This is a genomic window from Streptomyces sp. NBC_00086 (assembly GCF_026343255.1).
Taxonomy (GTDB): Bacteria; Actinomycetota; Actinomycetes; order Streptomycetales; family Streptomycetaceae; genus Streptomyces.
The window spans coordinates 2,980,175-3,006,033 of the sequence record NZ_JAPELZ010000001.1; the positions used below are offsets into that span (position 1 = coordinate 2,980,175).

Annotated in this window: 23 protein-coding genes and 1 pseudogene; 14 read left to right on the forward strand and 10 right to left on the reverse strand. The window is 71.4% G+C overall.

The window, feature by feature from the left end; translation table 11 throughout:
- Positions 1-2 precede the first annotated feature (2 nt).
- From OG276_RS13060 to OG276_RS13075, 4 genes are all read left to right on the forward strand, one after another.
- Positions 3-1,589, forward strand: coding sequence for an amidohydrolase family protein (locus tag OG276_RS13060; protein WP_266905070.1), 1,587 nt, complete (start codon positions 3-5; stop codon positions 1,587-1,589).
- 31 nt (positions 1,590-1,620) lie between these two features.
- Positions 1,621-2,631 (forward strand): YdcF family protein, encoded by a 1,011-nt coding sequence (locus OG276_RS13065; RefSeq protein WP_266905072.1) that lies wholly within the window; start codon positions 1,621-1,623, stop codon positions 2,629-2,631.
- A 113-nt stretch (positions 2,632-2,744) separates the two neighbouring features.
- Positions 2,745-2,930: a hypothetical protein gene (locus tag OG276_RS13070; protein WP_250742843.1), complete on the forward strand. Its 186-nt coding sequence runs from the start codon at positions 2,745-2,747 to the stop codon at positions 2,928-2,930.
- A gap of 96 nt (positions 2,931-3,026) precedes the next feature.
- Positions 3,027-4,298 (forward strand): MFS transporter, encoded by a 1,272-nt coding sequence (locus tag OG276_RS13075; protein ID WP_266905078.1) that lies wholly within the window; start codon positions 3,027-3,029, stop codon positions 4,296-4,298.
- Position 4,299: 1 nt separating this feature from the next.
- Here the strand turns inward: OG276_RS13075 and OG276_RS13080 are convergent, their stop codons facing one another.
- The gene (locus OG276_RS13080) at positions 4,300-5,046 is read right to left on the reverse strand and encodes a TetR/AcrR family transcriptional regulator C-terminal domain-containing protein (protein ID WP_266905080.1); all 747 of its coding nucleotides are present in this window, start codon (positions 5,044-5,046) and stop codon (positions 4,300-4,302) included.
- Positions 5,047-5,166: 120 nt separating this feature from the next.
- Here OG276_RS13080 and OG276_RS13085 point away from each other — a divergent pair, with 120 nt between their 5' ends.
- The gene (locus tag OG276_RS13085) at positions 5,167-5,874 is read left to right on the forward strand and encodes a DUF4386 domain-containing protein (RefSeq protein WP_266905082.1); all 708 of its coding nucleotides are present in this window, start codon (positions 5,167-5,169) and stop codon (positions 5,872-5,874) included.
- Positions 5,875-6,039: 165 nt separating this feature from the next.
- On the opposite strand, the pseudogene OG276_RS13090 reads toward OG276_RS13085, so the two are convergent.
- Positions 6,040-6,515, reverse strand: a pseudogene (locus OG276_RS13090) (macro domain-containing protein).
- A 261-nt stretch (positions 6,516-6,776) separates the two neighbouring features.
- Between OG276_RS13090 and OG276_RS13095 the strand changes: the two are divergent.
- Positions 6,777-8,039 (forward strand): PTS transporter subunit EIIC, encoded by a 1,263-nt coding sequence (locus OG276_RS13095; protein ID WP_266905084.1) that lies wholly within the window; start codon positions 6,777-6,779, stop codon positions 8,037-8,039.
- A gap of 2 nt (positions 8,040-8,041) precedes the next feature.
- Entirely contained in the window at positions 8,042-8,320 is a 279-nt protein-coding gene (locus OG276_RS13100; RefSeq protein ID WP_266905085.1) for a DeoR family transcriptional regulator, read from the forward strand.
- 70 nt (positions 8,321-8,390) lie between these two features.
- Here the strand turns inward: OG276_RS13100 and OG276_RS13105 are convergent, their stop codons facing one another.
- A complete protein-coding gene (locus OG276_RS13105; protein WP_266905087.1) occupies positions 8,391-8,798 on the reverse strand; it encodes a hypothetical protein in 408 nt (135 codons plus the stop codon).
- A gap of 269 nt (positions 8,799-9,067) precedes the next feature.
- On the opposite strand from OG276_RS13105, the gene OG276_RS13110 reads away from it, so the two are divergent.
- Positions 9,068-10,279: a pyridoxal phosphate-dependent aminotransferase gene (locus tag OG276_RS13110; RefSeq protein ID WP_266905089.1), complete on the forward strand. Its 1,212-nt coding sequence runs from the start codon at positions 9,068-9,070 to the stop codon at positions 10,277-10,279.
- 79 nt (positions 10,280-10,358) lie between these two features.
- Here OG276_RS13110 and OG276_RS13115 read toward each other — a convergent pair whose 3' ends face one another.
- Together OG276_RS13115 and OG276_RS13120 are read right to left on the reverse strand one after the other, a co-directional pair.
- Positions 10,359-11,000, reverse strand: coding sequence for a biliverdin-producing heme oxygenase (locus OG276_RS13115; RefSeq protein ID WP_266905091.1), 642 nt, complete (start codon positions 10,998-11,000; stop codon positions 10,359-10,361).
- Positions 10,997-12,109 carry a polyprenyl synthetase family protein gene (locus tag OG276_RS13120; RefSeq protein ID WP_266905093.1) on the reverse strand — a complete coding sequence of 371 codons (1,113 nt, stop codon included), beginning with the start codon at positions 12,107-12,109 and terminating at the stop codon, positions 10,997-10,999. Before OG276_RS13120 ends, OG276_RS13115 begins: the two co-directional genes overlap by 4 nt.
- Positions 12,110-12,410: 301 nt before the next feature.
- On the opposite strand from OG276_RS13120, the gene OG276_RS13125 reads away from it, so the two are divergent.
- Entirely contained in the window at positions 12,411-12,809 is a 399-nt protein-coding gene (locus tag OG276_RS13125; protein ID WP_266905095.1) for a hypothetical protein, read from the forward strand.
- Positions 12,810-13,017: 208 nt separating this feature from the next.
- Here OG276_RS13125 and OG276_RS13130 read toward each other — a convergent pair whose 3' ends face one another.
- The gene (locus OG276_RS13130) at positions 13,018-13,551 is read right to left on the reverse strand and encodes a hypothetical protein (protein ID WP_266905097.1); all 534 of its coding nucleotides are present in this window, start codon (positions 13,549-13,551) and stop codon (positions 13,018-13,020) included.
- 143 nt (positions 13,552-13,694) lie between these two features.
- On the opposite strand from OG276_RS13130, the gene OG276_RS13135 reads away from it, so the two are divergent.
- From OG276_RS13135 to OG276_RS13150, 4 genes are read left to right on the forward strand one after another with little or no spacing between them, the layout of a single operon-like run.
- Positions 13,695-14,774, forward strand: a complete 1,080-nt coding sequence (locus OG276_RS13135) for a substrate-binding domain-containing protein (RefSeq protein ID WP_266905099.1) — start codon at positions 13,695-13,697, stop codon at positions 14,772-14,774.
- A gap of 15 nt (positions 14,775-14,789) precedes the next feature.
- Complete coding sequence (locus OG276_RS13140; protein ID WP_266905101.1) at positions 14,790-15,974, forward strand: toxic anion resistance protein; 1,185 nt, start codon at positions 14,790-14,792, stop codon at positions 15,972-15,974.
- Positions 15,975-15,979: 5 nt separating this feature from the next.
- Positions 15,980-17,599: a substrate-binding and VWA domain-containing protein gene (locus OG276_RS13145; protein ID WP_266905103.1), complete on the forward strand. Its 1,620-nt coding sequence runs from the start codon at positions 15,980-15,982 to the stop codon at positions 17,597-17,599.
- On the forward strand, positions 17,586-18,191 hold the full coding sequence (locus OG276_RS13150; RefSeq protein WP_266905105.1) for a hypothetical protein: 606 nt from the start codon (positions 17,586-17,588) through the stop codon (positions 18,189-18,191). The genes OG276_RS13145 and OG276_RS13150 overlap by 14 nt, the downstream gene beginning before the upstream one ends.
- 66 nt (positions 18,192-18,257) lie before the next feature.
- Here the strand turns inward: OG276_RS13150 and OG276_RS13155 are convergent, their stop codons facing one another.
- Positions 18,258-20,099 (reverse strand): phosphoenolpyruvate carboxykinase (GTP), encoded by a 1,842-nt coding sequence (locus tag OG276_RS13155; protein WP_266905107.1) that lies wholly within the window; start codon positions 20,097-20,099, stop codon positions 18,258-18,260.
- A gap of 219 nt (positions 20,100-20,318) precedes the next feature.
- On the opposite strand from OG276_RS13155, the gene OG276_RS13160 reads away from it, so the two are divergent.
- Positions 20,319-21,005 (forward strand): hemolysin III family protein, encoded by a 687-nt coding sequence (locus OG276_RS13160; RefSeq protein WP_266905109.1) that lies wholly within the window; start codon positions 20,319-20,321, stop codon positions 21,003-21,005.
- A 58-nt stretch (positions 21,006-21,063) separates the two neighbouring features.
- On the opposite strand, the gene OG276_RS13165 is transcribed toward OG276_RS13160, so the two are convergent.
- The 3 genes from OG276_RS13165 to OG276_RS13175 form a co-directional block, all read right to left on the reverse strand.
- Positions 21,064-22,155 carry a hypothetical protein gene (locus OG276_RS13165; protein ID WP_266905111.1) on the reverse strand — a complete coding sequence of 364 codons (1,092 nt, stop codon included), beginning with the start codon at positions 22,153-22,155 and terminating at the stop codon, positions 21,064-21,066.
- Between the two features lie 83 nt (positions 22,156-22,238).
- On the reverse strand, positions 22,239-24,656 hold the full coding sequence (locus tag OG276_RS13170) for a galactose oxidase-like domain-containing protein (RefSeq protein ID WP_266905113.1): 2,418 nt from the start codon (positions 24,654-24,656) through the stop codon (positions 22,239-22,241).
- Between the two features lie 22 nt (positions 24,657-24,678).
- Positions 24,679-25,854 (reverse strand): glycosyltransferase family 2 protein, encoded by a 1,176-nt coding sequence (locus OG276_RS13175; protein ID WP_266905115.1) that lies wholly within the window; start codon positions 25,852-25,854, stop codon positions 24,679-24,681.
- Between the last annotated feature and the right edge of the window lie 5 nt (positions 25,855-25,859).

The following is a 25,859-nucleotide window of genomic DNA, read 5'->3' on the forward strand; positions in this document are numbered from 1 at the left end:
CCATGGACCTGGTCATCCGCGGGGCCCGCGTCGTCGACGGCACGGGCGGGCCCTCCCACACCGCCGACGTCGGGATCCACGAAGGCCGCATCGCCGAGATCGGCGGCCGGATCGCGGGCGGCGGGCGACACTCGCTCGACGCCCGCGGCCTCGCCCTGGCCCCCGGTTTCATCGACATGCACGCCCACAGCGACCTGGCCCTGCTGCGCGATCCGGACCACAGCGCGAAGGCCGCCCAGGGCGTGACCCTCGAAGTCCTCGGCCAGGACGGCCTGTCGTACGCCCCCGTCGACGAGCGCACGCTGGCCGAGGTGCGGGCCGCCATCGCCGGCTGGAACGGCACGGGCGAGGACATCGACTTCGACTGGCGCACGGTCGGCGGGTACCTGGACCGGCTGGACCGGGCCCACGGCGGGCAGGGCATCGCCGTCAACGCCGCCTACCTCGTCCCCCAGGGCACCGTCCGCGCGCACGTCGTCGGCTGGGGCGACCGTCCCGCGACCCCCTCCGAGCTCGACCGGATGCGGACCCTGGTCGCCGAGGGGCTCGCGCAGGGCGCCGTAGGGATGTCCTCGGGGCTCACCTACACCCCGGGCATGTACGCCTCCGGCTCCGAACTGACCGAGCTGTGCCGGGTGGTGGCGCGCCACGGCGGCTACTACTGCCCGCACCACCGCTCGTACGGCCGCGGCGCCCTGGCCGCCTACGCCGAGATGGTCGAGCTGACCCGCGAGGCCGGCTGCGCACTGCACCTGGCGCACGCCACGATGAACTTCGGGGAGAACCGGGGCCGCGCGGGCGAGCTGCTCGCCCTGCTCGACGGGGCGCTGGCCGGCGGCGCCGACATCACCCTCGACAGCTACCCGTACACCCCCGGCTGCACCACCCTGGTGGCCCTGCTGCCCAGTTGGGCGAACGAGGGCGGACCCGGGGCGGTCCTCGCCCGGCTGCGCGACGACGCGGAGGCCGAGCGGATCCGGTACGCGCTGGAGGTGGAGGGCGCCGACGGCTGCCACGGGGTCCCCGTCGACTGGTCGACGATCGAGATCGCCGGCACCACGGACCCGGCCTACGGGGCGTACGTGGGTACGCGCGTCCCCGACTGGGAGACGGCGCGGGCGCTGCTGCTGGGCGACCGGCTCGGGCCGAGCATCCTCCAGCACGTCGGGCACGAGGAGAACGTACGGGCGATCATGCGTCACCCGGTCCACACGGGCGGCTCGGACGGCATCCTGCAGGGCGCGAAACCGCATCCGCGGGCCTACGGCACCTTCCCGCACTACCTCGGGCACTACGTGCGCGAGTTGGGCGTCCTCTCCCTGGAGGAGTGCGTCGCCCACCTCTCCGGCCGTCCCGCCTCGCGGCTGCGCCTGCCGGACCGCGGGCTGGTGCGCGTCGGGCACCGGGCCGACCTCGTCCTCTTCGATCCGCTGACGGTCGCGGCCGGATCGACGTACGAGCGCCCGCGCGCGCTGCCGGCCGGGATCCCGCACGTCCTGATCGACGGGCAGTTCGTGGTCCGGGACGGGCGCCGGACGGACGTCCTGGCGGGGCGGGCCGTGCGCCGCACGCCATACGGCGGCCTCTGAACATTCATACTTCCCACCTACGATGAGCGGCATGTTCGCTTTTGTCCCTGCCGCTCTCTTCCTCGCCCTCTTCGGCGTGAGCGTCCGGGCCGACCGCCGCCGTTTCCGCAACGCGGTCTACCTGGGCCTCACCTTCATATTCACCTCGGTCGGCCTGCTGACCCTGGTCCCGGATCTGCCCCACGGCCTCGCCGGGATCATCGTCGCGCTGGTCTTCCTGGTCCCCGCGCTCGGCACGATCGCGCTCGGGATCTTCCTGATCGGCAACGGACTGACGGTGATCCGCAAGGAGGGCCGCCGCCCGGCCAACCTGCTCGCCTTCATGGCGGGGGTGGGGATCTTCGCCCTGATCGCGTTCGTCCTGACCGCGGGCACCCGGCGCTCCCAGATGTGGGACGCGGTGACGGGGGGCGTGGTCTTCCTCGCCGGATACGTCTCCTTCCTCTTCCTGTGCTTCCTCGCCTACGCCTACCTCTACGGCCGGATCAAGGTGCGCGGGGACGTCGACTACGTGGTGATGCTCGGCTCCGGCCTCATCGGCGGCGACCGGGTCCCGCCGCTGCTGGCCTCGCGGCTGCGCAAGGGCCGGGAGATCCACGACGCGCAGATCGCCCGGGGCGGACGGGTGCCGCTGCTGCTGACCTCGGGCGGCAAGGGGACGGACGAAAGCCTCGCGGAGGCGCGGGCGATGGCCGACTGGCTGATCGCCGAGGGCGTGCCGCAGGAACACGTACGGCTTGAGGACCGGTCCCGCACGACGGAGGAGAACCTCCGGTTCAGCCGGACGATCATGGAGACGGCCGACCCGGCCTACCGCTGCGTGGTGGTCACCAACAACTTCCACGCCTTCCGGGCCGCGATGATGGCCCGCAAGGCCGGGGTGAACGGCCAGGTGCTGGGCTCGCCGACGGCGAAGTACTTCTGGCCGAGCGCGACGATCCGCGAGTTCGTGGCGGTGTTCTGGGAGCACAAGATCGTGAACCTCGGCATCTGCGGGGCGGTCGTCGCGCTGACCACGGTGCTGGCGATCAACAGCTCCTGAGGGCGGCCCGGGGCGCGGTCCGAGGCACGGCCCGGGGCGCGTTTGCGCCCGAGGTGCGTTCATGGGGGCGCGGCCGGAGGATGGGGGCCAGGGGGACACCGCAGGAGGTAGCCATGGACAGTGAATCGGACCAGCAGCCCAAGCGCCCCGCCCACCTCTACACGGGGTCGGAGCACCCGTTCGACCCTGAGGACCTCGTCATGGCACGCGGCCAGGACCCGACGCCGGAACGGGTCGAGAAGGCACGCAAGCTGATCGAGAAGGAGGGCGCGAGGGCGCTCGAACGCTACCTCCCTTAGGCCTCGCCCAGGCGGGCCCGGAGCGGGGCGGACCGGAACCCCCGGTCCGCCCCGAGGTGCGCCGGGGCGGTGTGATCGACTCTCCGGATGCTCCGGATGATCACACGTACCCACGAGGGCCACAGCGGCACCGCACGTCTGTGGACGGCGAGCGCGCTGTCCTCGGGGTCGACCTGGGTCATGCAGATCAGCCTGTTCATCCAGGTGCTGCAGGACTCTTCACCCGCCGCGCTGGCGGCCGTGGAACTCATCGGGACCGTGCCCGCGCTGGCGTTCATGATGGTGGCCGGCACCCTCGCGGACCGGTTCGACGTGCGGCGCCTGGCCGTCGGCTCGATGGTCGCGCAGGCGCTCTGCGTCCTCGGCATGGCGCTCTTCCTCGACCACGGCATCTGGATCACCGCCGCGTTCTACGGGCTCCAGGGCCTCGGCAACACCCTCTGGCCGCCGGCCCGCCAGCAGTGGCTGTACGGGGTGGTGGCGCCGTCGGCCCGGCCCGCCGCCAACGCCCGGCTGGGCTCCGTCTCGGGAACCATGACCGTCGTCGGCGCCTCCCTCGGGGGCGCGCTGGCCGGCTGGAGTCCCGCCGGAGCGATGGCCGTCGCGTGCGTGCTGCAGGTGCTGGCCGTCGTACCGCTGCTGGCGCAGGCCCGGCGGCCGATGCCGTACGCGGAGCCCGCGGCGGCGGGGGCTCCGGGGGCGTCCGCAGCGCCGGCCCGTGCACCGATGCGCAAGGAGCTGACCGCGGGCCTGCGGGTGCTGCGCGATCTGCCGCTGGCGCGCTCCGTCGTGTGGATCGGCATCGCCTGGGGCTGCATCGGCGGGGCGTACGACATCCTGCTCGCCGCCTACGCCACGGGCCGGCTCGGCGGTGGCGGCGAGGTGCTGGGCGCGCTGTACGTGGCCGACGGGGTCGCCGTCATCCTCGGCACGGTGCTGGCCGCCCGGATCGCGGTCCGCCGGCACCTGGCCGCGTACACCGCCGCCTACGTGCTCCAGGGCCTGGCCTGGGCGGCCTTCTTCCTCGCCGGACATCCGGTCGCGGCCGTGGCGCTGCTGGCCGTCATGCGCCTGGCCGGCGGCGTCATCATCGCCCTGGACACCACGGTCCTGCTGGCCACCGTCCCCGCGGCCGTGCGCGGGCGTGTCTCCAGCCTCCACATGACCACGTACGGCGCGATGGCCCGCGTCTCGCTGGCACTCTTCGGCGTGCTCCTCACCGTCTGCGACATCCGTACCGTCGGAGTCTGCACCGGCGCCGCCTCCGTGGCCCTCGGCGCCCTCTGGTGGCTCCGCCGGGACCGCGAGGCCCAGCGCGCCTACCCGACGGCGGTCACCGGGCCCGAACCGGCGATCGCCGGCGCCTGACCTACCGCGCGGAGGTCCAGCCGCGGCGGCGGAGGCCTTCGAAGCCGTCGAGGAGGAGGTCCAGGGCGAATTCGAACTCGAACTGGTCGTCGCAGCCGCCGCCGACCGTGGAGCCGTCGTCGTGGGCGGCCGTCGCGGCCAGTTCCGCGATGTGCGGGAAGTGCGCCGCCAGTGCGGGGTCCGGCGGGCCGGAGGTGCCGGAGGCGCCCGAGGTGTCGAACAGCTCCTGGCTGAAGCCGAGCAGGCGGCTGCCCATCGCATGCATGACGTGGTGCGTGAGGTCGGCGGAGAGGCCGCCGCCGCGGAAGCACCCCGCCATCGAGTCCAGGTAGGCCAGCACGGCCGGGGTGGGGCCGGTCCGCGACTCGATGACCCGGGCCGCCCAGGGGTGGCGGAGCAGGACCTGCCGGGCCGAGAGGATCCGCCCGCGGACCACGGACTGCCAGTCGGGGCCGGTGGCCGGCGGGTCGATCTCGCCGACGACGGCGTCGGTCATGCCGTCGAGCAGCTCCTCCTTGTTGGCCACGTGCTTGTAGAGGGCCATCGGCACGACGCCGAGCTCCTGCGCGAGCCTGCGCATGCTGAGCGCGTCGATGCCGGTGGCGTCGGCCAGTGCGACGGCGGCGCGCAGGACGCGGTCCCGGTTCAGGGGGATGCGCTGCTTGTCCGCGGTCTTGTCCGCGGCCTTCTCCGTGGCCTTGGCCGTGGTCTTGTGCGTGCTCTCGGCCATGGCTTCCTGCCGGGTCATTTCGGCTCGGCCCCTTCCCTCTCCGCTGCGGCGCCCTCTTCTTGACGAGTGTACGCCGTACACCTATGGTCGCCTCAAGGTGTACGGCGTACACCTCCATCGAGTGAGAGGTGCCGAGAGATGAGTCCGGACCGGAGAACCGCGGTGGCCGCCGGGTCGCTGCTCCTGCTGACCGAGGTCTCCGCGATAGCCGGGGCGGTGCTGTACCGCCCACTGCTGGGCGCGGCGGACGGCCGGCTCGCGCAGGGCGCCGATACGCAGGCGCTACTCGGGGCGCTCTGCGAGGTGGTGCTCGTGGTGGCGGTGGCCGGGACGGGGGCGGCGCTGTTCCCCGTCCTGCGGCGCCACGGCGAGGGACTCGCGCTCGGGTACGCCTTCGGGCGGCTGCTGGAGGCGGTCGTCATCGCCGTCGGGATCGTCGGGGTCCTGGCGCTCGTCACCCTGCGGCGGGGCCCGGGGGCGGTGGGCGGCGCCGATGCCGCGCTGGTGGCCTTCCACGACTGGACGTTCCTGCTCGGGCCCAACATCGCCCTCGGCCTGAACACCGTCCTGCTCGCGTACCTGGCGTACCGCGCACGGCTCGTACCGCGCTTCATATCCGTGCTCGGACTGGTCGGCGGGCCGCTGATCTGCGGCTCGGCGGTCGCCGTGATGTTCGGCGCCTACGATCAGCTGTCCCCGGCGGGGGCGGCGGCCGCGCTGCCGGTGTTCGCGTGGGAGCTGGCGCTGGCCGGGTGGCTGATCGTCAGGGGCTTCGGGCCTGGTGCGGGCGGCGCCGCGTCCCGTGCGGGCGGATCGGCGGTGGCCCCGGCAGCCGTCCTGCGGTGACGCCGCCGCGGGTGGCTCGGCCCTGCGGGGCAAAGTCCCCTACCCGCCCTCCCTCCGTTCCCAGGGCTCTGCCCTGACCCGGTCCTCAAGCGCCGGACGGGCTGAAGTGCTCCTGGGGCTCCGCCCCAGACCCCGCGCCTCAAACGCCGGCGGGGCTGGATTGGCCTAGTCGAAGTCGTACACCGTGACCGGTATGCCTTTCGCGCAGAGGCCGTCGCGGATCAGTGGCTCGATGCGGGACCACTTGCCGCCCGCGAGGCCGCAGCCGATGCGGGGCATGTGGACGGAGGCCCCCAGTTCCGTGGCGTGGGCCGCCAGGAGTGCGAGGCAGTGCTCGATGGCCTCGTAGCGGATGGGCGGGCCGCCGCTGCCGGTGCGCGTGCCGCGCTGGCCGACCATGTTCGCGACCCAGGTGTCCGGGCGGACCTGGACGAGCTGCACCGCGCCCAGCGCGAAGTCGTTCCCGCTGCGGCCCCGGTGCCAGGCCCGGTACGCGGCCTCCGGCTCGCTCCAGCGCTTCGAGAGCGCGAGGACGAAGCCCTTCCCCAGCCCCCGAGGTCGTTGCAGACGTGCGCGATGATCTTCGGCCCCTTGGCCTGCGGACTGCTCGCGTCCCCCCGGATGACGGTCGGCTGCTGCATGCGGATCCCCCCTCTGCGCCCCTGCCCGAAAGGTACCCGGCCCCTCTGACACCGCCGGAAGACACGGGTCTCGGGGGGCTTGCGACCCCAGCCTTCGGGTCGTAGGTCCACAGTCTGTCCGACCGTGGGTTTATGCGGTTTTAACCGTGTTACAACTGGAACATCGCGCTGCAAATAGCGCATTTTCCTTCGCTGTTGCCCAGCCCACACAAGCGCTGCCTGCCTTGGCAACACACCCCGTTTCCTCTGGAGGAAGCAACCGTGAGTACAGCCGAGCAGACGGCCACGTCTGCCAAGAAGAACTCCGCCGCCATGGCGGTCATGCAGCGCCTCGGCCGCAGCCTCATGCTGCCGATCGCCGTGCTGCCGGCCGCCGCGCTGCTGATGCGCTTCGGCAACGACGACATGCTGGGCAGCGCGTCGATGCCGAACTGGGTCAACGAGATAGCCAAGTACATGGCCGCCGGCGGCAACGCCGTCTTCGGCAACCTGGCGCTGCTGTTCGCCGTCGGTATCGCGGTGGGCTTCGCGAAGAAGTCCGACGGTTCCACCGGCCTCGCGGCCGTCGCCGGTTACGTGGTCTTCGCCAGCGTGCTCGGCAAGTTCAGCGACGGCAACGTGCCGCAGATCGAGGCGGTCGTCGACCACAAGTTCGCCATGATCGACGCTCCGGTCAACGCCGGCGTCCTCGGCGGTGTCGTCATGGGCATCGTCACCGCCCTGCTGTACCAGAAGTTCTACCGGACCAAGCTGCCGGACTGGGCGGGCTTCTTCGGCGGCCGCCGCCTCGTCCCGATCCTGTCCTCCTTCGCGGGCCTGGTCATCGGCATCGTCTTCGGCCTCATCTGGCCGGTGCTCGGCAAGGGCATCCACGGTCTCGGCGAATGGCTGGTCAACTCCGGCTCCGTCGGCGCGGGCATCTTCGGCGTCGTCAACCGCGCGCTGATCCCGGTCGGCATGCACCACCTGGTGAACTCCTTCCCGTGGTACCAGGCCGGCGAGTACAACGGCGCCCACGGCGACATCGCCCGCTTCCTCGCCGGTGACCCGACCGCCGGACAGTTCATGACCGGCTTCTTCCCGATCATGATGTTCGCCCTCCCGGCCGCCTGCCTCGCGATCGTGCACTGCGCCCGCCCCGAGCGCCGCAAGGTCGTCGGCGGCATGATGTTCTCCCTCGCGCTCACCGCCTTCGTCACGGGCATCACCGAGCCGATCGAGTTCACCTTCATGTTCATCGCCCCGGTGCTGTACGCGATCCACGCGGTCCTGACCGGTGTCTCCCTGGCGCTGACCTGGGCGCTCGGAATGAAGGACGGCTTCGGCTTCTCGGCCGGCGCGATCGACTTCGTCCTCAACCTCGGCATCGCGTCCAACCCGTGGGGCCTGGCCGGCATCGGCCTCTGCTTCGCGGCGATCTACTACTTCGTCTTCCGCTTCGCCATCACCAAGTGGAACCTGCCGACGCCGGGCCGCGAGTCCGACGAGGAGCTCGCCGAGATCCTCAAGGCCGAGGCGAAGTAACCGTGCCCCGGGCGCAGCGCACCCCCGGACGGGGACTGCCTTGCGAGGAGCGGCGCGAGCTGATCGCCGGCACGGTACGGACCAAGGGCCGCGTACGGGTCGCGGACCTCGTACGGGAACTGGGCGTCAGCCGGATGACGATCCACCGGGACCTCCAACACCTGGACGCCCGGGGGCTGGTCCGCCGGATCCGCTCCGGAGCGGATTCCGTGGATCCCGTAGGGCCCCCGGATCCCGTAGGACCCGTGGATCCGACGGCCTCGACGGCCCCGGCCGCCTGAGATCCGCCCCGAGAACGGGGGCGGGGCACCACCGACCGACCGGTGGTGCCCCGCCCCTTTTTCGCGTTCCTCAGGCCCGCGCAGTCGCCGGCAGCAGCCCGCGCCACCGGGCCCGCTCCGCGACCAGGCAGGCTCCCGCCAGGGCCGTCACCGGTACCGCCGCCCACGCGGGCCAGGCGGACCAGGACGCCGCCACGGCCACGACGAGCTGGAGCAGCACCAGCGCGATGGTCACCCCGCCCGGCACCGCGACGATCACCTGGGCCTTGTCGCCCGGGGTCGAGAACACCGTGGGCAGCCCGATCAGCAGGACCACGCTCGCCACCGCCGCCGTCACCGACCAGCCGGCCAGCGCCCACGGGGCCGCCACCCAGGCGCACAGCTCCGTCGCGAAGCGCAGCACCGAGGGGAGGCCCGCCTTCGGCCCCGCCTTCGGTCCGCCCGCGCAACCCGCGCCGCCCGCTGTCGCATCGCCCATCTCCCGCATTCCCCGCTCTCCTTGATCACTGCCGCGCGCCGCGGACACCATAGGAGCCGACAGGGTGACGAGCGCAACACCGTTCCGGCCCCCTCGGCCGGACCCACCCATTCCGCAGGCCGGAGCCGGGCGGCGGCCCCGGTTTCCAAGGGCTCTCGCGGCCCACACCCAAGCTTTGCGCGAAAGGGGACATAACGGTCCACCGGCCGACCCTCCGCTCCCGGTCACAAAGCGGAGCGCACCCGCATCCGGACCCGTAAGCTCCCGTCATGCAGGTGATCCAGTCAACGAAACTCGCCAATGTCTGCTACGAGATCCGCGGCCCCGTGCTCGAAGAGGCGATGCGGCTCGAAGCAGCAGGTCATCGCATCCTCAAGCTCAACACCGGCAACCCCGCGGCCTTCGGCTTCGAGTGCCCGCCGGAGATCCTTGAGGACATGCTCCGCAACCTGGGCACCGCCCACGGCTACGGAGACGCGAAGGGGCTGCTCTCCGCGCGCCGCGCGGTCATGCAGCACTACCAGACCAAGGGCATCGACCTGGACGTCGAGGACATCTACATCGGCAACGGGGTCTCCGAGCTGATCCAGATGTCCATGCAGGCGCTGCTCGACGACGGCGACGAGGTGCTCGTCCCGGCGCCGGACTACCCGCTGTGGACCGCCTCCGTCAGCCTGGCCGGCGGCACCGCCGTGCACTACCGCTGCGACGAGCAGTCCGACTGGATGCCGGACCTCGCCGACATCGAGCGCAAGGTCACCGACCGCACCCGCGCGATCGTGATCATCAACCCGAACAACCCGACCGGCGCCGTCTACGACGACGAGATGCTGCGCGGGCTCACGGACATCGCGCGCCGCCACAACCTGATCGTCTGCTCGGACGAGATCTACGACCGGATCCTCTACGACGGCGCCACGCACACCAACACGGCCGCCATCGCGCCGGACCTGCTGACGCTCACCTTCAACGGGCTCTCCAAGAACTACCGCGTCGCCGGCTACCGGTCCGGATGGATGGCGGTGTGCGGGCCCAAGAAGCACGCCTCGTCCTACATCGAGGGCCTGACGATCCTGGCGAACATGCGGCTCTGCGCCAACATGCCCTCCCAGCACGCCATCGCCACGGCGCTCGGCGGCCGGCAGTCGATCAACGACCTGGTGCTGCCCGGCGGGCGGATCCTGGAGCAGCGCGACACGGCGTACGACCTGCTGACGCAGATCCCCGGCATCACCTGCGTGAAGCCCAAGGGCGCGCTGTACCTGTTCCCGAAGCTGGACCCGTCCGTCTACAAGATCAAGGACGACCGGCAGATGGTCCTCGACCTGCTGCGCGAGGAAAAGATCATGGTCGTGCACGGTACGGGCTTCAACTGGCCCGAGCCCGATCACTTCCGCATCGTGACCCTGCCCAACGCGAAGGACCTCGCCGACGCGGTCACCCGGATCGGCAACTTCCTCGACGGGTACAGCCAGCCGTAGTAGCCCCCGGGGCACCTGTGGACGGCCCCCGTGCGCGAGCCCCGTAGGTACGGGGCCGCGCACGGGGGCCGCGCCCGTTCTACGGGGCGGCCACCAGTCCGGTGGACAGGGCCCCGGTGATCGCGGCGACGTGGTGGTAGGCGCGCCCGACGGCGGCGATCACCTCGTCCTGCTCCCCCGGCCCGGGGAGCGCCTCGTCCAGGCGCGCCGTGAAGCGGGCCCAGCGCTCGCGGTCGCCGCTCGCGTAGTAGGCCACGCCGTCCGTACCGCTCAGCCCGTAGGCCTCGGCGACGTACCGGCACAGGAACATGCCGCCCATCGTGGAGCCCTCCAGCACGTAGAGGAACCCGAGCAGCAGCAGGGGGTCCGAGGCCGCGGCGGCGCGGACCTCCCGCGCGAAGGCCTCCGCCTGCGGGGCCGCGACGGGCACCGGGAACACGCCGTCCTCGGCGAAGAACATCAGGTCGCGGTCTATGAGGGGCAGTTTGACCAGGTCCGCCGACCACACCGAGGTGACGCACGGGCCCGTGGCGCGGGAGAGCTCCTCCTCCAGCACCTTCAGCACCACGCGGTAGGCGGCGAGCTGGCCGACGTACCGGTCGAGCGGAAGCGTCCCGGCGAGCATCGCGGTGGAGAAGGCCGTGCCCTCCAGGTCCGCGTGCCGGGTACGGGTGCTCGCCCGGATCCGCTCGACCAGCGTGTGGCAGCCCGTGGGACTCATGCGCCCTCCCCCTTCAGGAGCGTCGCGTACAGCCGGTCGATGAGGTGGCCCTTGCGTTCGATCGTCACGTCGAAGTACCGCGCGCTCTGCTCGCTGCGGCACACGCCGCGCACCGCCTCCATCGCCGTGCGCTTGCGCTCCACGGCCTCGGCCGCGAGGGCGAGCAGCGTCTCCCGCAGGTCCGGATGGCCGAGGACGAACTCCTTCAGCCGCGCCCCGACGAGCTCGCCCGAGGCGCGCAGGTCCGCGGGCGCGGAGTCGAGCAGTCCGAGGAAGACCCGGTTGCTCAGCTGGCCGAAGTCCTCGTGGGTGCCCCGGCCGCCGAACCCCGGCACGAAGTCGGTCAGGTCGTTGAACAGCTGGCTGGCCAGTCCGAGGCTCCGCATCGCCTCGTCCAGGACCCGCCGCTCGTCCTCCACCACACCCAGGGCCGCCACCGCCGCGTCCAGCGGCATCCAGAACAGCGTGCCCGTCTTGAGCGCGGCCATCGACTCCCAGAAGGCCACCCGCTCGGCGAGCGGCGCTGCCGTCAGCTCGGCGCGCGTGAGCGCGGTGCGCGTGGCGACGTCGACGGCCTGGCCGGTGAGGCCCCGGCGGACCGACTGCAGCAGGCTCCGCACGACGGCCGGCTCGGCCGCGTGCTCCAGGGCCGCGGTGATCAGCAGGGAACCCGTGTTGAGGGCCAGCGGGACGCCGTGCGCGACGTGGAGGGCGGGCTCGCCGTAGCGGAGGCCGCTGCGGTCCTGGATGTCGTCGAGGGCGACCGCGGCCTTCAGCAGCACGCGTACCGCCACGGCGGCGCGGCGGACCGCGGCCAGGTCCGCCGGGGAGGCCTCCTCGCCCGCCCGGCCGGGGAAGCCCCGGTAGTTGCGGTAGGCCCAGAACACCATCGAGGGCCGCAGCGGGGCCCGGCCCGCGGGGGCGCCCGCGCTGGGCGCCAGGGCCGCTTGGCCCACCTTCGAGCCGACGGCGTCGGCGACCGGCGCGTAGAGGGAACGCGCCAGCACCGCCTCGTACACCGATTCCGGCGCGGACGCCTCCGCCCTCGTCAGGGAGGCCAGGAAGGCCGCCAGGTCGTCCTCCAGGAGCGCCGCATCGCTCCGTACCACTGTCTCTACCGCGGATATACCGGATGCGTCCCGCGCATCCGGCAGGTCTCTCGTCCCAGCCATTACCGCCCACCCCGAACTTCATGAAACATCGGCCCGCAAGGACTACCCGCACGCGGGCACCGAAAGCAGAAGAGTGGGGCCGTTCCCCGACCGCCACAAGAGGCATTCAAGCCGACAGACGTGATCGAAATATCGACACACGACGGGTGACGCCAAAGGCGACACAAGGGACAAGATTCAACTCAACTTTAGAACCAATCCAATGTAGGATGGTCTCCTGACCACGCAGGAGGCATCCGTGTACGAGCCGATTCGCACCAAGGCGGTCGACCCCCGCATGGGCGCCCACCGCAGCGACTACCCCCGCAGCAGCCGCGCCGAAGCCCTGGACATCCAGCTCGCCGGGCACCTCGCCGCGCTGCTCGCCGTGACCGACGAGCTCGGCCTCGACGAGGCCGCCGCCGCCGTCGCCGCCCAGGTGACCCGCCTGCGCGGGGCCCAGCCCGCCCGCGCGCCCCAGCGGCCCGGCCGGGAGCCCGACGCCGAAGCCGTCGCCTCGCTGCACCAGCGCGCCCACGACCTCGCCGCCCGCGCCCTGCTCGTCGCCGCGTCCCGCGCCGACACCACGGTCGCGATCCTCGCCGCCGAGCGGATGGACGCGCACGCCGCCGCGCTCGATCTCGTCGGCGCCCACTGACGGCCCCGGTCCGGGGCCGCGGAGGCTCCGGACCGGGCGCCATGCCCTGCGGGGCTTGAACGTGCCACCCTCCTCGCCGCTGCCCGGCGTCTGCCTGAGCCCCTACGGGCCTGCGGCCGGGCCGCCCGGCGTGCCGGGACCGGCCCTGCGGGGCGAGGTCCCCTACCCGCCCTTCGCCCGTTCCCCGGGCTCCGCCCGGACCCGGTCCTCAACCGCCGGACGGGCTGGAAGATCCAGCCTCGCCGGCGTTTGAGGCGTGGGGTCCGGGGCCAAGCCCCAGGGAACGGGCGAAGGGCGGGTCCGGGGCGAACTCGGCCGCCGCGATGCCGCACCAGGGGATCGTGGCGGGAGGCCAGACCGGCCCCAAGGCCTCCGCGTGCTCCACCGCGGCCGGGCGAACACCCGGGACCCTCACCAGCGCCTGCGGGCCCCGCGCGGCCGGGGCACCTGACCGGGGCGGGGCTCCGGGGCGAGTCGGCGCCGACGGCTCGCGGAACTCCACGGTGACGACGTAAGCCCCCCGCTCCGGGTAGCCGTTGACCGCCTCGACGGAGGCCACCACGCGCCGGCTCGCCGGATCGATCCGGCACCCGGTGATCCGTACGTCACCCCGCGCCGCCCCCGCCGGCCGCGCGGCGGGAGCGCCGCCGGCCCACACGTACAGCCCCAGCGGGGCGAAGACCAGCAGTCCCGCCACGAACACCAGGGCGACCAGCCAGCCCTGCCACTTCAACGCGCTCACGCCCATGACACGATCCTCCCGGCAGCCCGCCCCGGTCACCAGCACCCACGGGCCCACACAGCATTTCGAAGTGGGACCGCCTCGTCACCTCGCGTTCACCCAACTCAGCGCGGAATGTGGGTTTCCGCGAGCACTCTGCACCCGTGAGACGCATCCTAGGAATCGCCCTGGCGGTCCTCCTGGTCGGCGGCGTGATAGCCGTCATCGCCATCGGAGGAAAGAAGCCGGAGGGCACGGCAACGAAGACCGTGCGTGGCGTCATCGGTTCGGAGAAGTCCGAGTTCTTCCGCGACCCCGACGTCGTCAAGGCCCTTGCAGACAAGGGCTACACCGTGAAGGCCGAAACCTCGGGCTCCTGGGCGATGGACCAACTCGCCCTGAAGGAATTCGACTTCGCCTTCCCCAGCAGTAGTGAACCGGCCACGGAGATCGAGGCGGCGGCCGGAGTGAAGGGCGCCCAGAACACCAAGCCCTTCTTCTCCCCGCTCGTCGTCATCGCCCGCGCCAACGCCGCCAAGGTCCTCGCCGACCACGGCCTCGCGAAGACGACCGGCAAGAACTCCGGCACCCTCCTCCTCGGCCCCTTCCTGAAGGCCGCCGCCGAGGACAAGAAGTGGCAGGAGCTCCAGGGCGGGACCAGCGCCTACCCCGAGCTGACCGGCACGGTGTTCATCAAGACCACCGACCCCACCACCTCCAACTCGGGCGCCCTCTTCCTCGCCACCGCCTCGAACGTCGCCAACGGCACGACCGTCGTAGCCAACGACGCCGGGATCGACCGGACCGCACCCCTGATGAAGAAGCTGATCTCCGTCCAGGGCGCCATGGAGCAGAGCACCGACGGCCCCTTCCGCGCCTTCATCAGCGGCAGCGGCGAACCGCTCATCCTCGCCTACGAGTCCCAAGTGGCCAGCCTGCTCCAGCAGAAGCAGGATCCGGGCGACATGGTCGTCCTGTACCCCGACACCACCGTCAACTCCCCGCACACCTTCGTGCCGATCAGCGAGAAGGCCAAGGAGCTCGGCTCCCTGCTGGCCACCGACCCGAGGCTGCGCTCGCTCGTGGTCCGCCACGGCTTCCGGCCGACGGAGGGGGTCGCCGAGTTCAACGCGGCCACCGCGCCGTACACCGCGTACCTCAACTCGGGGCTGACCGGCCTGCGCCAGGTCAGCGCACCGACCGTCAAGGTCCTGATGGCGATGGCCGCGCGGGCCAAGGGATAGGGGGAGCAGAACACCATGACGTTGACACCACCCGAAGACGGCCCGCTCGTCCTCACCGCTCCCGAGCCCGTGGCCCCCGTCCGGCGCGAGCAGGCCTCCGGCCTGGTGCCGCTCCAGGACGGGGTGCGCGAGGAGATGGCCCGCCGGGCCGGGGAGTACGTCGACTCGCTGGCCGGCATCGACAGCCGCTCCCCCGAGTTCGCCGGCCGCATCGGGGAGATCGCCGGCCTCGGCTCCGCCGACATCCGCGGCGCCGCCCAGCAGTCCAACCGCATGCTGGAGCGGGCCGTACGCTCCCTCGGCACGGACGGCGGCGGCGACGCCCAGGCCCGTGTCGCGGGCTCCCTGGTCGAACTGCGGCGCACCGTGGAGGACCTGGACCCGAGCGACAGCTCCACCAAGGGCGTGCGCAAGCTCCTCTCCAAGCTGCCCGGCGGCAACAAGTTCCGCGACCACGTGGCCAAGTACGCCTCCTCACAGGCCACCCTCAACCGGATCGTCGGCGCGCTGCGCGGCGGACAGGACGAGCTGCGGCGCGACAACGCCGCCCTGCACACCGAGCGCGCCCGCCTGTGGGAAACCATGGGCAAGCTCCAGGAGTACGCCGTGCTCACCGAGGCCCTGGACGCGGCCGTCGAACAGCGGATCGCCGGCCAGAGCGACCCGCAACAGGCCGACGCGCTGCGCGTGGACGTGCTGTTCCCCGTACGGCAGAAGCACCAGGACCTGCTGACCCAGCTGGCCGTCTGCGCGCAGGGCTACCTGGCGATGGACGTGGTCCGGCGCAACAACGAAGAGCTGATCAAGGGCGTCGACCGGGCCGCGACCACGACGGTGTCCGCGCTGCGGATCGCCGTGATGCTGGCGCAGGCACTGAACACCCAGGGCGAGGTGATCAAGCAGATCAACACCCTGCGCGACACCACCGAGGGCCTGATCCGCGGCAACGCGGAGATGCTTTCGACGCAGAGCGGGGAGATCCAGCGGATCGCCGCCGACCCGGCCGTCGGCGCCCAGACGCTGCGGACGGCCTTCGCCCAGATCTACAAGACGCTCGACACCATCGACACCTTCAAGGTGCAGGCCACCGAGAACATGGCCGCCACCGTGGAGTCCCTGACCGGCGAACTCCGACACGCCTCCGCGTACCTGGCGCGCACCCGCACGGCGAGCGCCCTGGAAGGCGGCGAGGCCCGATGAACGGCATGAGCATCCGCAGTGCTGTGATGCGCCGACGGCTCGCCGCGGCGGTGGCGCTCGCCGCCACCCTGCTCGGGGCGAGCGCGTGCACGGAGCAGTCCGACGGCAGGAAGCCGGAGCAGACCGCCTACCAGGAGGGCAAGCTGCGCGTGCTGGCCTCCAGCGAGCTGTCCGACATGGACGAGGTGCTGAAGGCCGCGAAGGCCTCCACCGGGGTCGCCGTGGAGCTGACCATGTCGGGCACCCTGGACGCGGTCGAGCAGATCGCCTCCGGCAAGGCGGACGGCAAGTACGACGCCGTCTGGCTCTCCTCCAACGACTACCTGAGGCTGCGGCCGGAAGCCGTGGGCAAGCTGTCGAGCGAGACCCCGGTGATGTCCTCGCCCGTCGCCCTCGGCGTGAAGCCCGAGGCGCTGGCCCGGCTGGGCTGGAAGCCCGGGTCGGTGACCTGGTCGGCGGTCCACGAGGCCGTGGCCGGCGGGAAGCTGACGTACGGGATGACCGACCCGGTGCGCTCCAACTCCGGTTTCTCCGCACTGATTTCGGTGGCCTCCGGGCTCTCGGGCGCACAGGCGGCACTGACCGGAGCGGACGTCGCGAAGGCGCAGCCGAAGCTGAAGGAGTTCTTCACCGGGCAGAAGCTGACCTCGGGCTCCTCGGGCTGGCTGGCCACCGCGTACACCCAGCGCGGGAACGTGGACGCGCTGGTGAACTACGAGTCGGTGCTGCTGTCCATGAACCGGGACGCCAAGACGGACCTGACGGTGATCCGGCCGCTGGACGGCGTGGTCACGGCCCACTACCCGCTGACCCTGCTGACCTCGGCCCCGGCCGGGGCGCGCGAGTCGGGGCGGGTGCTGACCGAGTACCTGCGGGGCGCCGAGGCGCAGAAGGCGATCACCGAGAAGACCTTCCGGCGGCCCGTCGCGGCCGGGGTGACCCCGGCGGCCGGACTGAACCCGGACAAGCGGCGGGAGCTGCCCTTCCCGGGCACCCGCTCGGTGGCGGACGGCCTGCTGGCCAGCTACGAGAACGAACTGCGCCGGCCCTCGCGCACGGTGTACGTGCTGGACACCTCGGGGTCGATGGCCGACGAGGACCGGATCGGCCGGCTGAAGTCGGCTCTCACCGACCTGACGGGGACCGGGAGTTCGGGTACCGGGGAGCGGTTCCGCGACCGCGAGGAAGTCACCCTGCTGCCCTTCGGCGACAAGGTGAAGAAGGTCCTGACGCACACGGTCGAGCCGGGCAACCCCGGCCCCGCCCTCGACGCGATCCGGGGGGACGTGAAGGCGCTGAAGCCGGACGGGGGCACGGCGATCTACAGCAGCCTGGAGGCGGCGTACCAGCAGCTCGGCAAGGGCAACGCCGAAGCCTTCACCTCGATCGTGCTGATGACGGACGGCGAGAACACCGCGGGCGCCGGCGCCAAGCACTTCGACGCCTTCTACGCGGAGCTGCCCGAGGCGCAGAAGCACACCCCGGTCTTCGCGGTGCTGTTCGGCGACTCGGACCGCAAGGAACTCGCCCACATCACCGAACTGACCGGCGGGCGGCTCTTCGACGCCACCGACGGCAACGGTTCGCTGGACGGAGCCTTCGAGGAGATCCGTGGCTACCAGTAGGGCGCTCGCCTACCTCGAATCGAAGAAGAACCTGGCCGGCAGCGCCTGCGGGCTCGTCGGGGTGGGCCTGACCCTCACCGGGGTGGCCGGCACGTACTGGCCGGTGGTGGTCGCCGGGCTGTACGGGGCGGGCGCGCTCATCGCCCCGCCGGACCTGGCGGCGCCACCGGTACCGCCGGAGCCCGCCGAGCAACTGGGCTTTGTACGGGAGGACTTCGTGCGCCTCCAGGAGTACGTCGGCGAGGTGGACCTGCCGTCGGAGCCCTCCGAGGTGCTGACCGCGCTGCTGGAGCTGTACGCGGCGATGCTGGAGCCGGGCTGGGTGGCAGGGGTGCTGGCCGCCGACCCGGAGGCGGTGCACGCGCTGACCCGGGCGATCCGCACGGACGTGCCGGAGTGCGTGGACACCTACAACAGGACCCGCTGGTGGACCCGGCTCACGGCGGGCGGCGAATCGCCCGAGCGCCACCTGGAGCGGCAGCTGACGCTGCTGCGGGAGGAAGCGGAACGCATGACGGCGGACCTCCGTGAAACGGAGGCCCGCCGTCCGCAGACGCACACGACCTATTTGGAAGGTCGCAGGGAATCCTAGGTCGGGGAATCCCGCGTCAGCCCGTGGCCGGGGACAGCCGGCCGCAGGGGTTCGGTGGGGGCTCGATCAGCCCAGGCGCTCGACGAGCGCTTCGTACTGGTCCCACAGCTCCTTCGGCGTGTGGTCGCCGTAGGTGTTCAGGTGGGCGGGGACCAGCGAGGCCTCGTCGCGCCAGACCTCCTTGTCGACCGTGAGCAGGAACTCCAGGTCGGCGGCGGGCAGGTCCAGGCCGTCGGTGTCCAGGGAGGCGACGGTCGGCAGGATGCCGATCGGGGTCTCGACGCCCTCGGCGGTGCCGTCGAGGCGCTCGACGATCCACTTCAGGACGCGGCTGTTCTCGCCGAAGCCGGGCCACACGAACTTGCCCGCGTCGTTCTTGCGGAACCAGTTCACGTAGTAGATCTTCGGGAGCTTGGCCTGGTCCTTGTCCTTGGCGACGTCGACCCAGTGACCCATGTAGTCGCCCATGTTGTAGCCGCAGAACGGCAGCATGGCGAAGGGGTCGCGGCGCAGCTCGCCGACCTTGCCCTCGGCGGCGGCGGTCTTCTCGGAGGCGATGTTCGAGCCGATGAAGACGCCGTGGTTCCAGTCGAAGGACTCGGTGACCAGCGGCACGGCGGAGGCGCGGCGGCCGCCGAAGAGGATCGCGGAGATCGGGACGCCCTTGGGGTCCTCCCACTCGGCGGCGATCGTCGGGCACTGGGAGGCGGGGACGGCGAAGCGGGCGTTCGGGTGGGCCGCCGGAGTGTCGGACTCCGGGGTCCAGGCGTTGCCCTTCCAGTCGATCAGGTGGGCGGGCGCCTCTTCGGTCATGCCCTCCCACCAGACGTCGGAGCCGTCGGGGGTGAGCGCGACGTTGGTGAAGACGGTGTTCGCGTACATGGTCTTCATGGCGTTGGCGTTGGTGTGCTCGCCGGTGCCGGGGGCGACGCCGAAGAAGCCGGCCTCGGGGTTGATCGCGTAGAGGCGGCCGTCCTCGCCGAAGCGCATCCAGGCGATGTCGTCACCGACGGTCTCGACGGTCCAGCCGGGGATGGTCGGCTCCAGCATGGCGAGGTTGGTCTTGCCACAGGCGGAGGGGAAGGCGGCGGCGATGTACTTCGCCTCGCCGGCCGGCGGGGTGAGCTTGAGGATCAGCATGTGCTCGGCGAGCCAGCCCTCGTCGCGGGCCATGACGGACGCGATGCGCAGGGCGTAGCACTTCTTGCCGAGCAGGGCGTTGCCGCCGTAGCCCGATCCGTAGGACCAGATCTCGCGGGTCTCGGGGAAGTGCGAGATGTACTTGGTGGTGTTGCAGGGCCACGGCACGTCGTCCTGGCCCTCGGCGAGCGGAGCGCCGAGGGTGTGGACGGCCTTGACGAAGAACCCGTCGGTGCCGAGCTCGTCGAGGACGGCCTGGCCCATGCGGGTCATGGTGCGCATGGCGACCGCGACGTAGGCGGAGTCGGTGATCTCGACGCCGATCGCGGAGAGCTCGGAGCCGAGGGGGCCCATGCAGAAGGGGACGACGTACATCGTGCGGCCCTTCATGGAGCCGCGGAAGATGCCGCCCTCCTCGCCCTTCCCTGCGAAGAGCTCCTTCATCTCGGAAGGGGCCTTCCAGTGGTTGGTCGGGCCCGCGTCCTCCTCCTTCTCGGAGCAGATGAAGGTCCGGTCCTCGACGCGCGCGACGTCGGAGGGGTCGGAGGCGGCGTAGTACGAGTTCGGGCGCTTGGCCGGGTCCAGCTTCTTGAAGGTGCCCTTGGAGACGAGCTCCTCGCAGAGGGCCTCGTACTCGGCCTCGGAGCCGTCGCACCACACGATGCGGTCCGGCTGGGTCAGGGCAGCGATGTCCCCGACCCAGGACACGAGCTCCTGGTGCTTGGTGGGGACTTCGGAAGTGGTGCCAGCCGCGATGTCGCGCGCCACGATCGCTCCTTGTTGAGGGGTTTGATTTGTGTTGCCCCGTGGGGGCCGCGACCCGGACGCTTCGCGCTCCGCTCATCCGGTGTCGACCGCACTCATCTGATCATCCGGTGCGTGTGCGCATATGTCCAGAGGGCCTCTCACGTGAGCATCGCCACTCCGGTCAATCTTCCGTAAAGCGCACTAACGGAAACCTACGCACCCGTAGGTAGCATGGCGGCCATGACTTCTGATGCCGCTGCCGTGGCCGCTCCGGTGGTCGAACCCGCCGATCAGGAGGCCAAGCCGCTCATGCGCGGCTGGCTGCACACCGGCATGTTCCCCGCCGTGGTGATCGCCGGCCTCGTCCTGATGGCCTTCACCGACTCCACCCGGGCCCGGGTGGCCTGCGGGGTGTACATCCTCACCGCGTGCCTGCTCTTCGGAGTCAGCGCCGTCTACCACCGCGGTACGTGGGGCCCGCGCGGCGAGGCCGTCCTGCGGCGGCTCGACCACGCCAACATCTTCCTGATCATCGCGGGCACGTACACCCCGCTGACCGTGCTGCTCCTGCCGGACTCCACCGGCCGGACCCTCCTGTGGGCGGTCTGGATCGCGGCCGCGGCCGGCATCGCGTTCCGCGTCTTCTGGGTCGGCGCCCCCCGCTGGCTCTACACCCCCTGCTACATCGCCATGGGCTGGGCGGCGGTCTTCTTCCTCCCCGACTTCCTGCGCACCGGCGGCATCGCCGTCCTGGTCCTGGTCATCGTCGGCGGCCTGCTCTACAGCGTCGGCGGCGTCATCTACGGCATGAAGCGCCCGAACCCCTCCCCCCGCTTCTTCGGCTTCCACGAGGTCTTCCACTCCCTGACCCTGGCCGCCTTCGTCGCCCACTACGTGGGCATCTCGATCGCCGCGTACACGCACTGAGCCGTCTCCTCCGGACCGTGCGGGCCGTCCTGCTCCCGCACGGTCCGAAAGGGAGGACTCAGGGCTTGCCGTGGCCGTGGCCGCCGACCGTCACGCGTCCCACCCTGTTTCCGACCAGCTCCGTGAACCACATGTTCCCGTCGGGACCCTTGGCGATGTGGAACGGCGTGTTGTCCAGGTTGGGGGTGGGCAGCGGGAACTCGGTGAGCTCGCCGCGCGGGGTGATGCGGCCGATCCGGTTGCGGTTGGACTCGGTGAACCAGAGGTTCCCGTCCGGGCCCGCCGCGATGCCGATCGGGCCGCTGTTGACGTCCGGCAGCGGGAAGCGCCGTACGTCGCCGCGCGGAGTGATCCGGCCGACCTCGCTGGCGGGGGCGCCGCCGTCGGTGAACCAGAGGTTCCCGTCCGGGCCGGCGGCGATGTTGAACGGGGCGCCGTCGGGATTCGGCAGGGCGAACTCCTTCACCTCGCCGCGCGGCGTCATCCGCCCGATCTTGTTGGTGAAGGGCGAGGTGAACCACAGGTTCCCGTCCGGGCCGGTGGTGATCCGGTACGGCTGGCTGTCGGGCGGGAGCGGGAACTGCGTGATCTTGCCGCGGGGCGTGATGCGGCCGATCTTGTTGGCCGCGTTCTCGGTGAACCACACGTTCCCGTCCGGCCCCCTGGTGATGCCGTAGGGGAAGCTGTCCGCCTGCGGCAGCGGGAACTCGGTGACCTTGCCCTGCGGGGTGATCCGCGCGATGTGGTTGTGGAAGGGCTCGGTGAACCACAGGTTGCCGTCGGCGCCGGAGGTGATGTCGTCCGGGAACCGCTCGGGGTGGGGCAGGGGGAATTCCTTGATCTTGCCGTGCGGCGTGATCCGGCCGATCTTGTTGACCGACGCCGTCTGGATCGTGAACCACACGTTCCCGTCGGGGCCGCCGGTGACGCCCACCGGGCTTCCGCCCTCGGTCGGCACGGCGAACTCGACGATCGTTCCGACGGGGTTCCCATCGGATCCATCGGCTCCACCGGTCCCGCCGGTCCCGTGCTGCCCGGCGAAGGCCGGGCCGGGCACGCTGAGCAAGGTGCAGGCGAACAGGACGGCCAGGCGCCGCCACCGGGCCGGAGCTCGGTGGCGGCGCGGGCTGAGCAGGGGGGTCTCGGGCATGGGCCCAAGGTAGAAGGAACGTCCTATTCCGGATGGCTTTGACGGGCTGTCAAACGGGTGCTCCTACCCCCCTGCACGGGTGCTCAGCAGGTGTATCCGTCACCGTCCGGGTCGAGGCGGAGCGGGTCGCTGCCGTTGACCTTCAGGCGGGCCGGGTACTTGTGGGCGGCCAGCCAGTCGCAGCGGGCCTTCGTGGTCGCCTTCACCTCCGCCGGGAACCGCGTGGGCACGCACACGTTGGCCGTGCCGTAGTGCCGGTCGCAGCCGGCCACGCTCGGGGCCACCGGAGCCGAGTCCCGCTTCGCGGGGTTCTTCTTCGGAGCGCCCAGTTCGTTCGCGAAGGTGTGCTCGTGCGCGGTCGGGGGCTCGGCGGTGGCCGCCAAGGCGGAGGGGCCGCCCAGGTGCACCCACTGCGCGATCGACGGGACGCCGTTCGCGTCGACCGCGAAGAGCATGTACCAGCCGGGCGGCGCCAGGTTCGGGTTGCTGGTGACGTTCAGGTCGATGGTGGTGCCGTTGACGACCGTCAGCGGCAGGTCCACGAACCGCTGGTTCGGGTCCGAGGAGTGGGTGACCGCCGCCGGACGGATCAACTCCGCCTTGGCCACCGCCCGGTTGACGGTGATCCGCTGCGTGTCCCCGTACACCCACTGGTTGTCGATCACCGAAGTGATCTGCGGGCGCGCGCCCTTGAAGAGGTACGGCGGGCTGTAGATCGACACGTTGTTGTTGTACGTGCCGTTGCCCGGGTTGTCCCCGACCGACATGACGCGGCCGTCCGGCATCAGGAACGACGCCGAGTGGTACCCCCGCGGGATCGGGTCGGCGGCCAGTCCCGGCTGGTAGGTGTTGGTCACCGGGTCGAAGAACGAGGCCTCGTACACCGGGTCGGCCCGGTCGTGCAGGGCGCCGCCGGTCTCCAGCACCTTGCCGTCCGGCAGCAGCACGGCGGACACGTACATCTTGCCCTCGGCCCCGGTCTGCGGGCGCTTGCCGGCGCCCTGGTCGACCAGGCCCTGCGGCAGGTCCGGGCCGGCCGTGTAGGCCGGGCTCGGCTGCTTCAGGTCGATGATGTCGGTGATCCGGTTCGCGGCCGGGTTGGTCTCGTTGTTGCCGCCGCCGATGGTCAGGACCCGCTGGTCCTGCGCCGGGGGCAGCAGCACGCTCGCCGACTCGTCGCGCTGGTCCTTGTTCCGCAGGCCCGGCACGTCCGTGATGGTGTTGGCGGCGTAGTCGTAGACGGAGGCACCGGTGCCCTGGGTGCCGTTGCCGAAGGTGTGGCTGCCCGAGTAGAAGAGCCGCCCGTCCTGCATCAGGATCATCGACGGGTACAGGCCCCAGTACGACCAGGTCTGGTTGACCTCGTTCATCGGCAGCCACTTGTTCTGCGCCGCCGAGAACTTCTCCGCGGTCACGTTGCCCGTGGAGTCCTCCTTCAGTCCGCCGAAGGAGATCACGTCACCGTTGCCGAGGATCGTCGCCGACGGGTACCAGTGCCCGCCGTTCATGTCGTTGGTCTTCGTGTACTTCTCGGTCGCCGGATCGAAGGTGTACGAGTCCTTCAGCCCCTGGTAACCGATCGTGCCGTCGGCCGACGGATAGCCCTTGTTGCCGCTCATCACCAGCACCCGGCCGTCGGACAGCTGCACGTGACCGGAGCAGAACATGTCCACGGGCGTCGGGATCGTCTTGAACGAACCGTTCGCCGGGTCGTAGACGGCGGAGGTGAAGGTGCCCGCGTTGAACTGGGCGATGTCGTTGCCCGAGCCCGCGATCAGCAGCACCTTGCCGTTCTTCAGCACGACGGCGTGCATGGAGCGCACCGGGTTCTTGGCGGCGATCACCTCCCACTTGCCCTTCGCGCACTCCGTGGCCGTGCCCGTGCAGGTGGCCGGCGGCGGAGGTACGGCCACCTCCTCCAGCGCGTAGTCGTCCGTGGTGAGCGTGCCCACCCCGTAGACGGACAGACCCCACACGATCTTGTCGGTGCCCGGAGGGACCGCCGGCGTACGGACCGACGTGCGCGCCCACGCCGCACTGACGGGGGGATTCTGCAGATCGGTCCAGTACTGCCAGCCGGCCGTCGTGTCGTGGCGGAACACCGTCACCGACACGTCCGGGGTGTTCGACTTGTACCAGGCCGACAGGTCGTACTGGCGGCCCGGTACGACCGTCGGGGCGCAGGTGCCGTTCTCGGTCACCAGGGCCTTGCGGTCGCCGTCCACCCGGCGGGTGAGCGAGACCCTCATCGCCTTGGTGCCGGAGTGCGCGCTGGCGACGGTGGTGAAGCTGAAGTCGTTGTCGCCCCAGCCGGATTTCGACCAGCAGGAGGGCATGTCCGAGCCGGCCGGGCCGGCCGTCTCGAAACCGGGGTTGGTCAGCAGGTTGGGCGGTCCGGCCGTGGCCTGCTGCGGCGCGGTCAGCAGCAGGCCCGCGGTCATCGCCCCGACGGCCAGCAGAGCGGCCCGCCACCTTGCCCTGCGCCGGATCTTCCACTCCATGGGGAGCATCCCTTCGTGCGGCTCAACTCGTGCGGGCGGAGCCCGCCTTGCGCGGGAGGTAGACGAGGGCCTCCGTCGCCGCGAAACGCAGGACGAAGGTGACGACCAGCGCGAGCGCGGTCGCGGACAGGACGCCGAAGCCCCAGGTGCCGACGAACACCGCGATCAGCGGGATCCGCAGCAGCAGATCGGCATTGGCCAGCAGGGTGAAGCGCCCGAACCGGTCGGCCCAGTGCCGGTGGCGGCGCCGGTCGCGGAACAGCAGGGTCTCGATGAGGAGGAAGTTCCACAGCACCCCGGCCTGGTTCGCCACCACCTCGGCGAGCAGGTAGTTCATCCCGGTGTGCGTGAGCATCCACAGCGCGGCCAGGTTCGGGACGAAGCCGGAGAGCCCGACCAGCCCGAAGCCGATCATGCGGGCCAGCGGGGTCGCGGACCGCAGCGAGGCGAGATGGGTCAGGAAGCGCAGGCCCTCACGGGCGGTGGACTTCGACTCCCCCGAAAATCGGTCCTGGAAGACGAAGGGCACCTCGGCCACCCGAGCCGGCCGGCAGCGCACGGCCAGCTCCAGCAGGATCTTGTAGCCCAGCGGCTTCAGCGCCTCCTGGGTGACGGCCGAGCGGCGCATCGCGAAGAACCCGCTCATCGGATCGCTGATCCCGCGCAGGGCCCGCGGGAAGAGCCCCTTGGTCAGCCAGGTCGCTCCGCGCGAGACGGCGATCCGGTAACTCCCGGCGAGCCCGGCCCGGCTGCCCCCGGCGATGTACCGGGAGGCCACGACCAGGTCGGCGCCGGTGCGCTCCCCCTCCCCGACGAGCTCGGGGACCAGGTGGGGCGGATGCTGGAGGTCGGCGTCCATGACGACGATCCAGTCCGTGTCCGCCCGCGCGATCCCCGCCACGACCGCCCCGCCGAGCCCGCCGTCCAGGCTCTCGCGGTGCAGGACCGCCACCGGGAAGGCGCACTCCAGGGCGGCCTTCTCGATGACGGCCGGGGTGTCGTCCGTGGAGTCGTCGACGAACAGCACCGAGCAGGGCAGGTGCGCGGGCAGCGCGGCGGCCAGCCTGCGCAGCAACTCCGCCACGTTTCCGGCCTCGTTGAAGGTCGGGACGATGAGGGTGACACTGCCGGGGGCGGGCGCCTCGACGGCGGCCTCCGGTAGGGGCGGGGCATGCGGGGACCACAGGTCTTCGCTCATGCCGG

What these genes read in the sequence shown, in the direction of transcription:
- OG276_RS13140 (WP_266905101.1), top strand. Translation starts at nt 14,790, where the DNA reads ATGACGTTGACACCACCCGAAGACGGCCCGCTCGTCCTCACCGCTCCC.
- OG276_RS13070 (WP_250742843.1), top strand. Translation starts at nt 2,745, where the DNA reads ATGGACAGTGAATCGGACCAGCAGCCCAAGCGCCCCGCCCACCTCTAC.
- OG276_RS13160 (WP_266905109.1), top strand. Translation starts at nt 20,319, where the DNA reads ATGACTTCTGATGCCGCTGCCGTGGCCGCTCCGGTGGTCGAACCCGCC.
- OG276_RS13075 (WP_266905078.1), top strand. Translation starts at nt 3,027, where the DNA reads ATGATCACACGTACCCACGAGGGCCACAGCGGCACCGCACGTCTGTGG.
- OG276_RS13060 (WP_266905070.1), top strand. Translation starts at nt 3, where the DNA reads ATGGACCTGGTCATCCGCGGGGCCCGCGTCGTCGACGGCACGGGCGGG.
- OG276_RS13170 (WP_266905113.1), bottom strand. Translation starts at nt 24,656, where the DNA reads ATGGAGTGGAAGATCCGGCGCAGGGCAAGGTGGCGGGCCGCTCTGCTG.
- OG276_RS13105 (WP_266905087.1), bottom strand. Translation starts at nt 8,798, where the DNA reads ATGGGCGATGCGACAGCGGGCGGCGCGGGTTGCGCGGGCGGACCGAAG.
- OG276_RS13175 (WP_266905115.1), bottom strand. Translation starts at nt 25,854, where the DNA reads ATGAGCGAAGACCTGTGGTCCCCGCATGCCCCGCCCCTACCGGAGGCC.
- OG276_RS13065 (WP_266905072.1), top strand. Translation starts at nt 1,621, where the DNA reads ATGTTCGCTTTTGTCCCTGCCGCTCTCTTCCTCGCCCTCTTCGGCGTG.
- OG276_RS13115 (WP_266905091.1), bottom strand. Translation starts at nt 11,000, where the DNA reads ATGAGTCCCACGGGCTGCCACACGCTGGTCGAGCGGATCCGGGCGAGC.
- OG276_RS13080 (WP_266905080.1), bottom strand. Translation starts at nt 5,046, where the DNA reads ATGACCCGGCAGGAAGCCATGGCCGAGAGCACGCACAAGACCACGGCC.
- OG276_RS13110 (WP_266905089.1), top strand. Translation starts at nt 9,068, where the DNA reads ATGCAGGTGATCCAGTCAACGAAACTCGCCAATGTCTGCTACGAGATC.
- OG276_RS13145 (WP_266905103.1), top strand. Translation starts at nt 15,980, where the DNA reads ATGAGCATCCGCAGTGCTGTGATGCGCCGACGGCTCGCCGCGGCGGTG.
- OG276_RS13165 (WP_266905111.1), bottom strand. Translation starts at nt 22,155, where the DNA reads ATGCCCGAGACCCCCCTGCTCAGCCCGCGCCGCCACCGAGCTCCGGCC.
- OG276_RS13085 (WP_266905082.1), top strand. Translation starts at nt 5,167, where the DNA reads ATGAGTCCGGACCGGAGAACCGCGGTGGCCGCCGGGTCGCTGCTCCTG.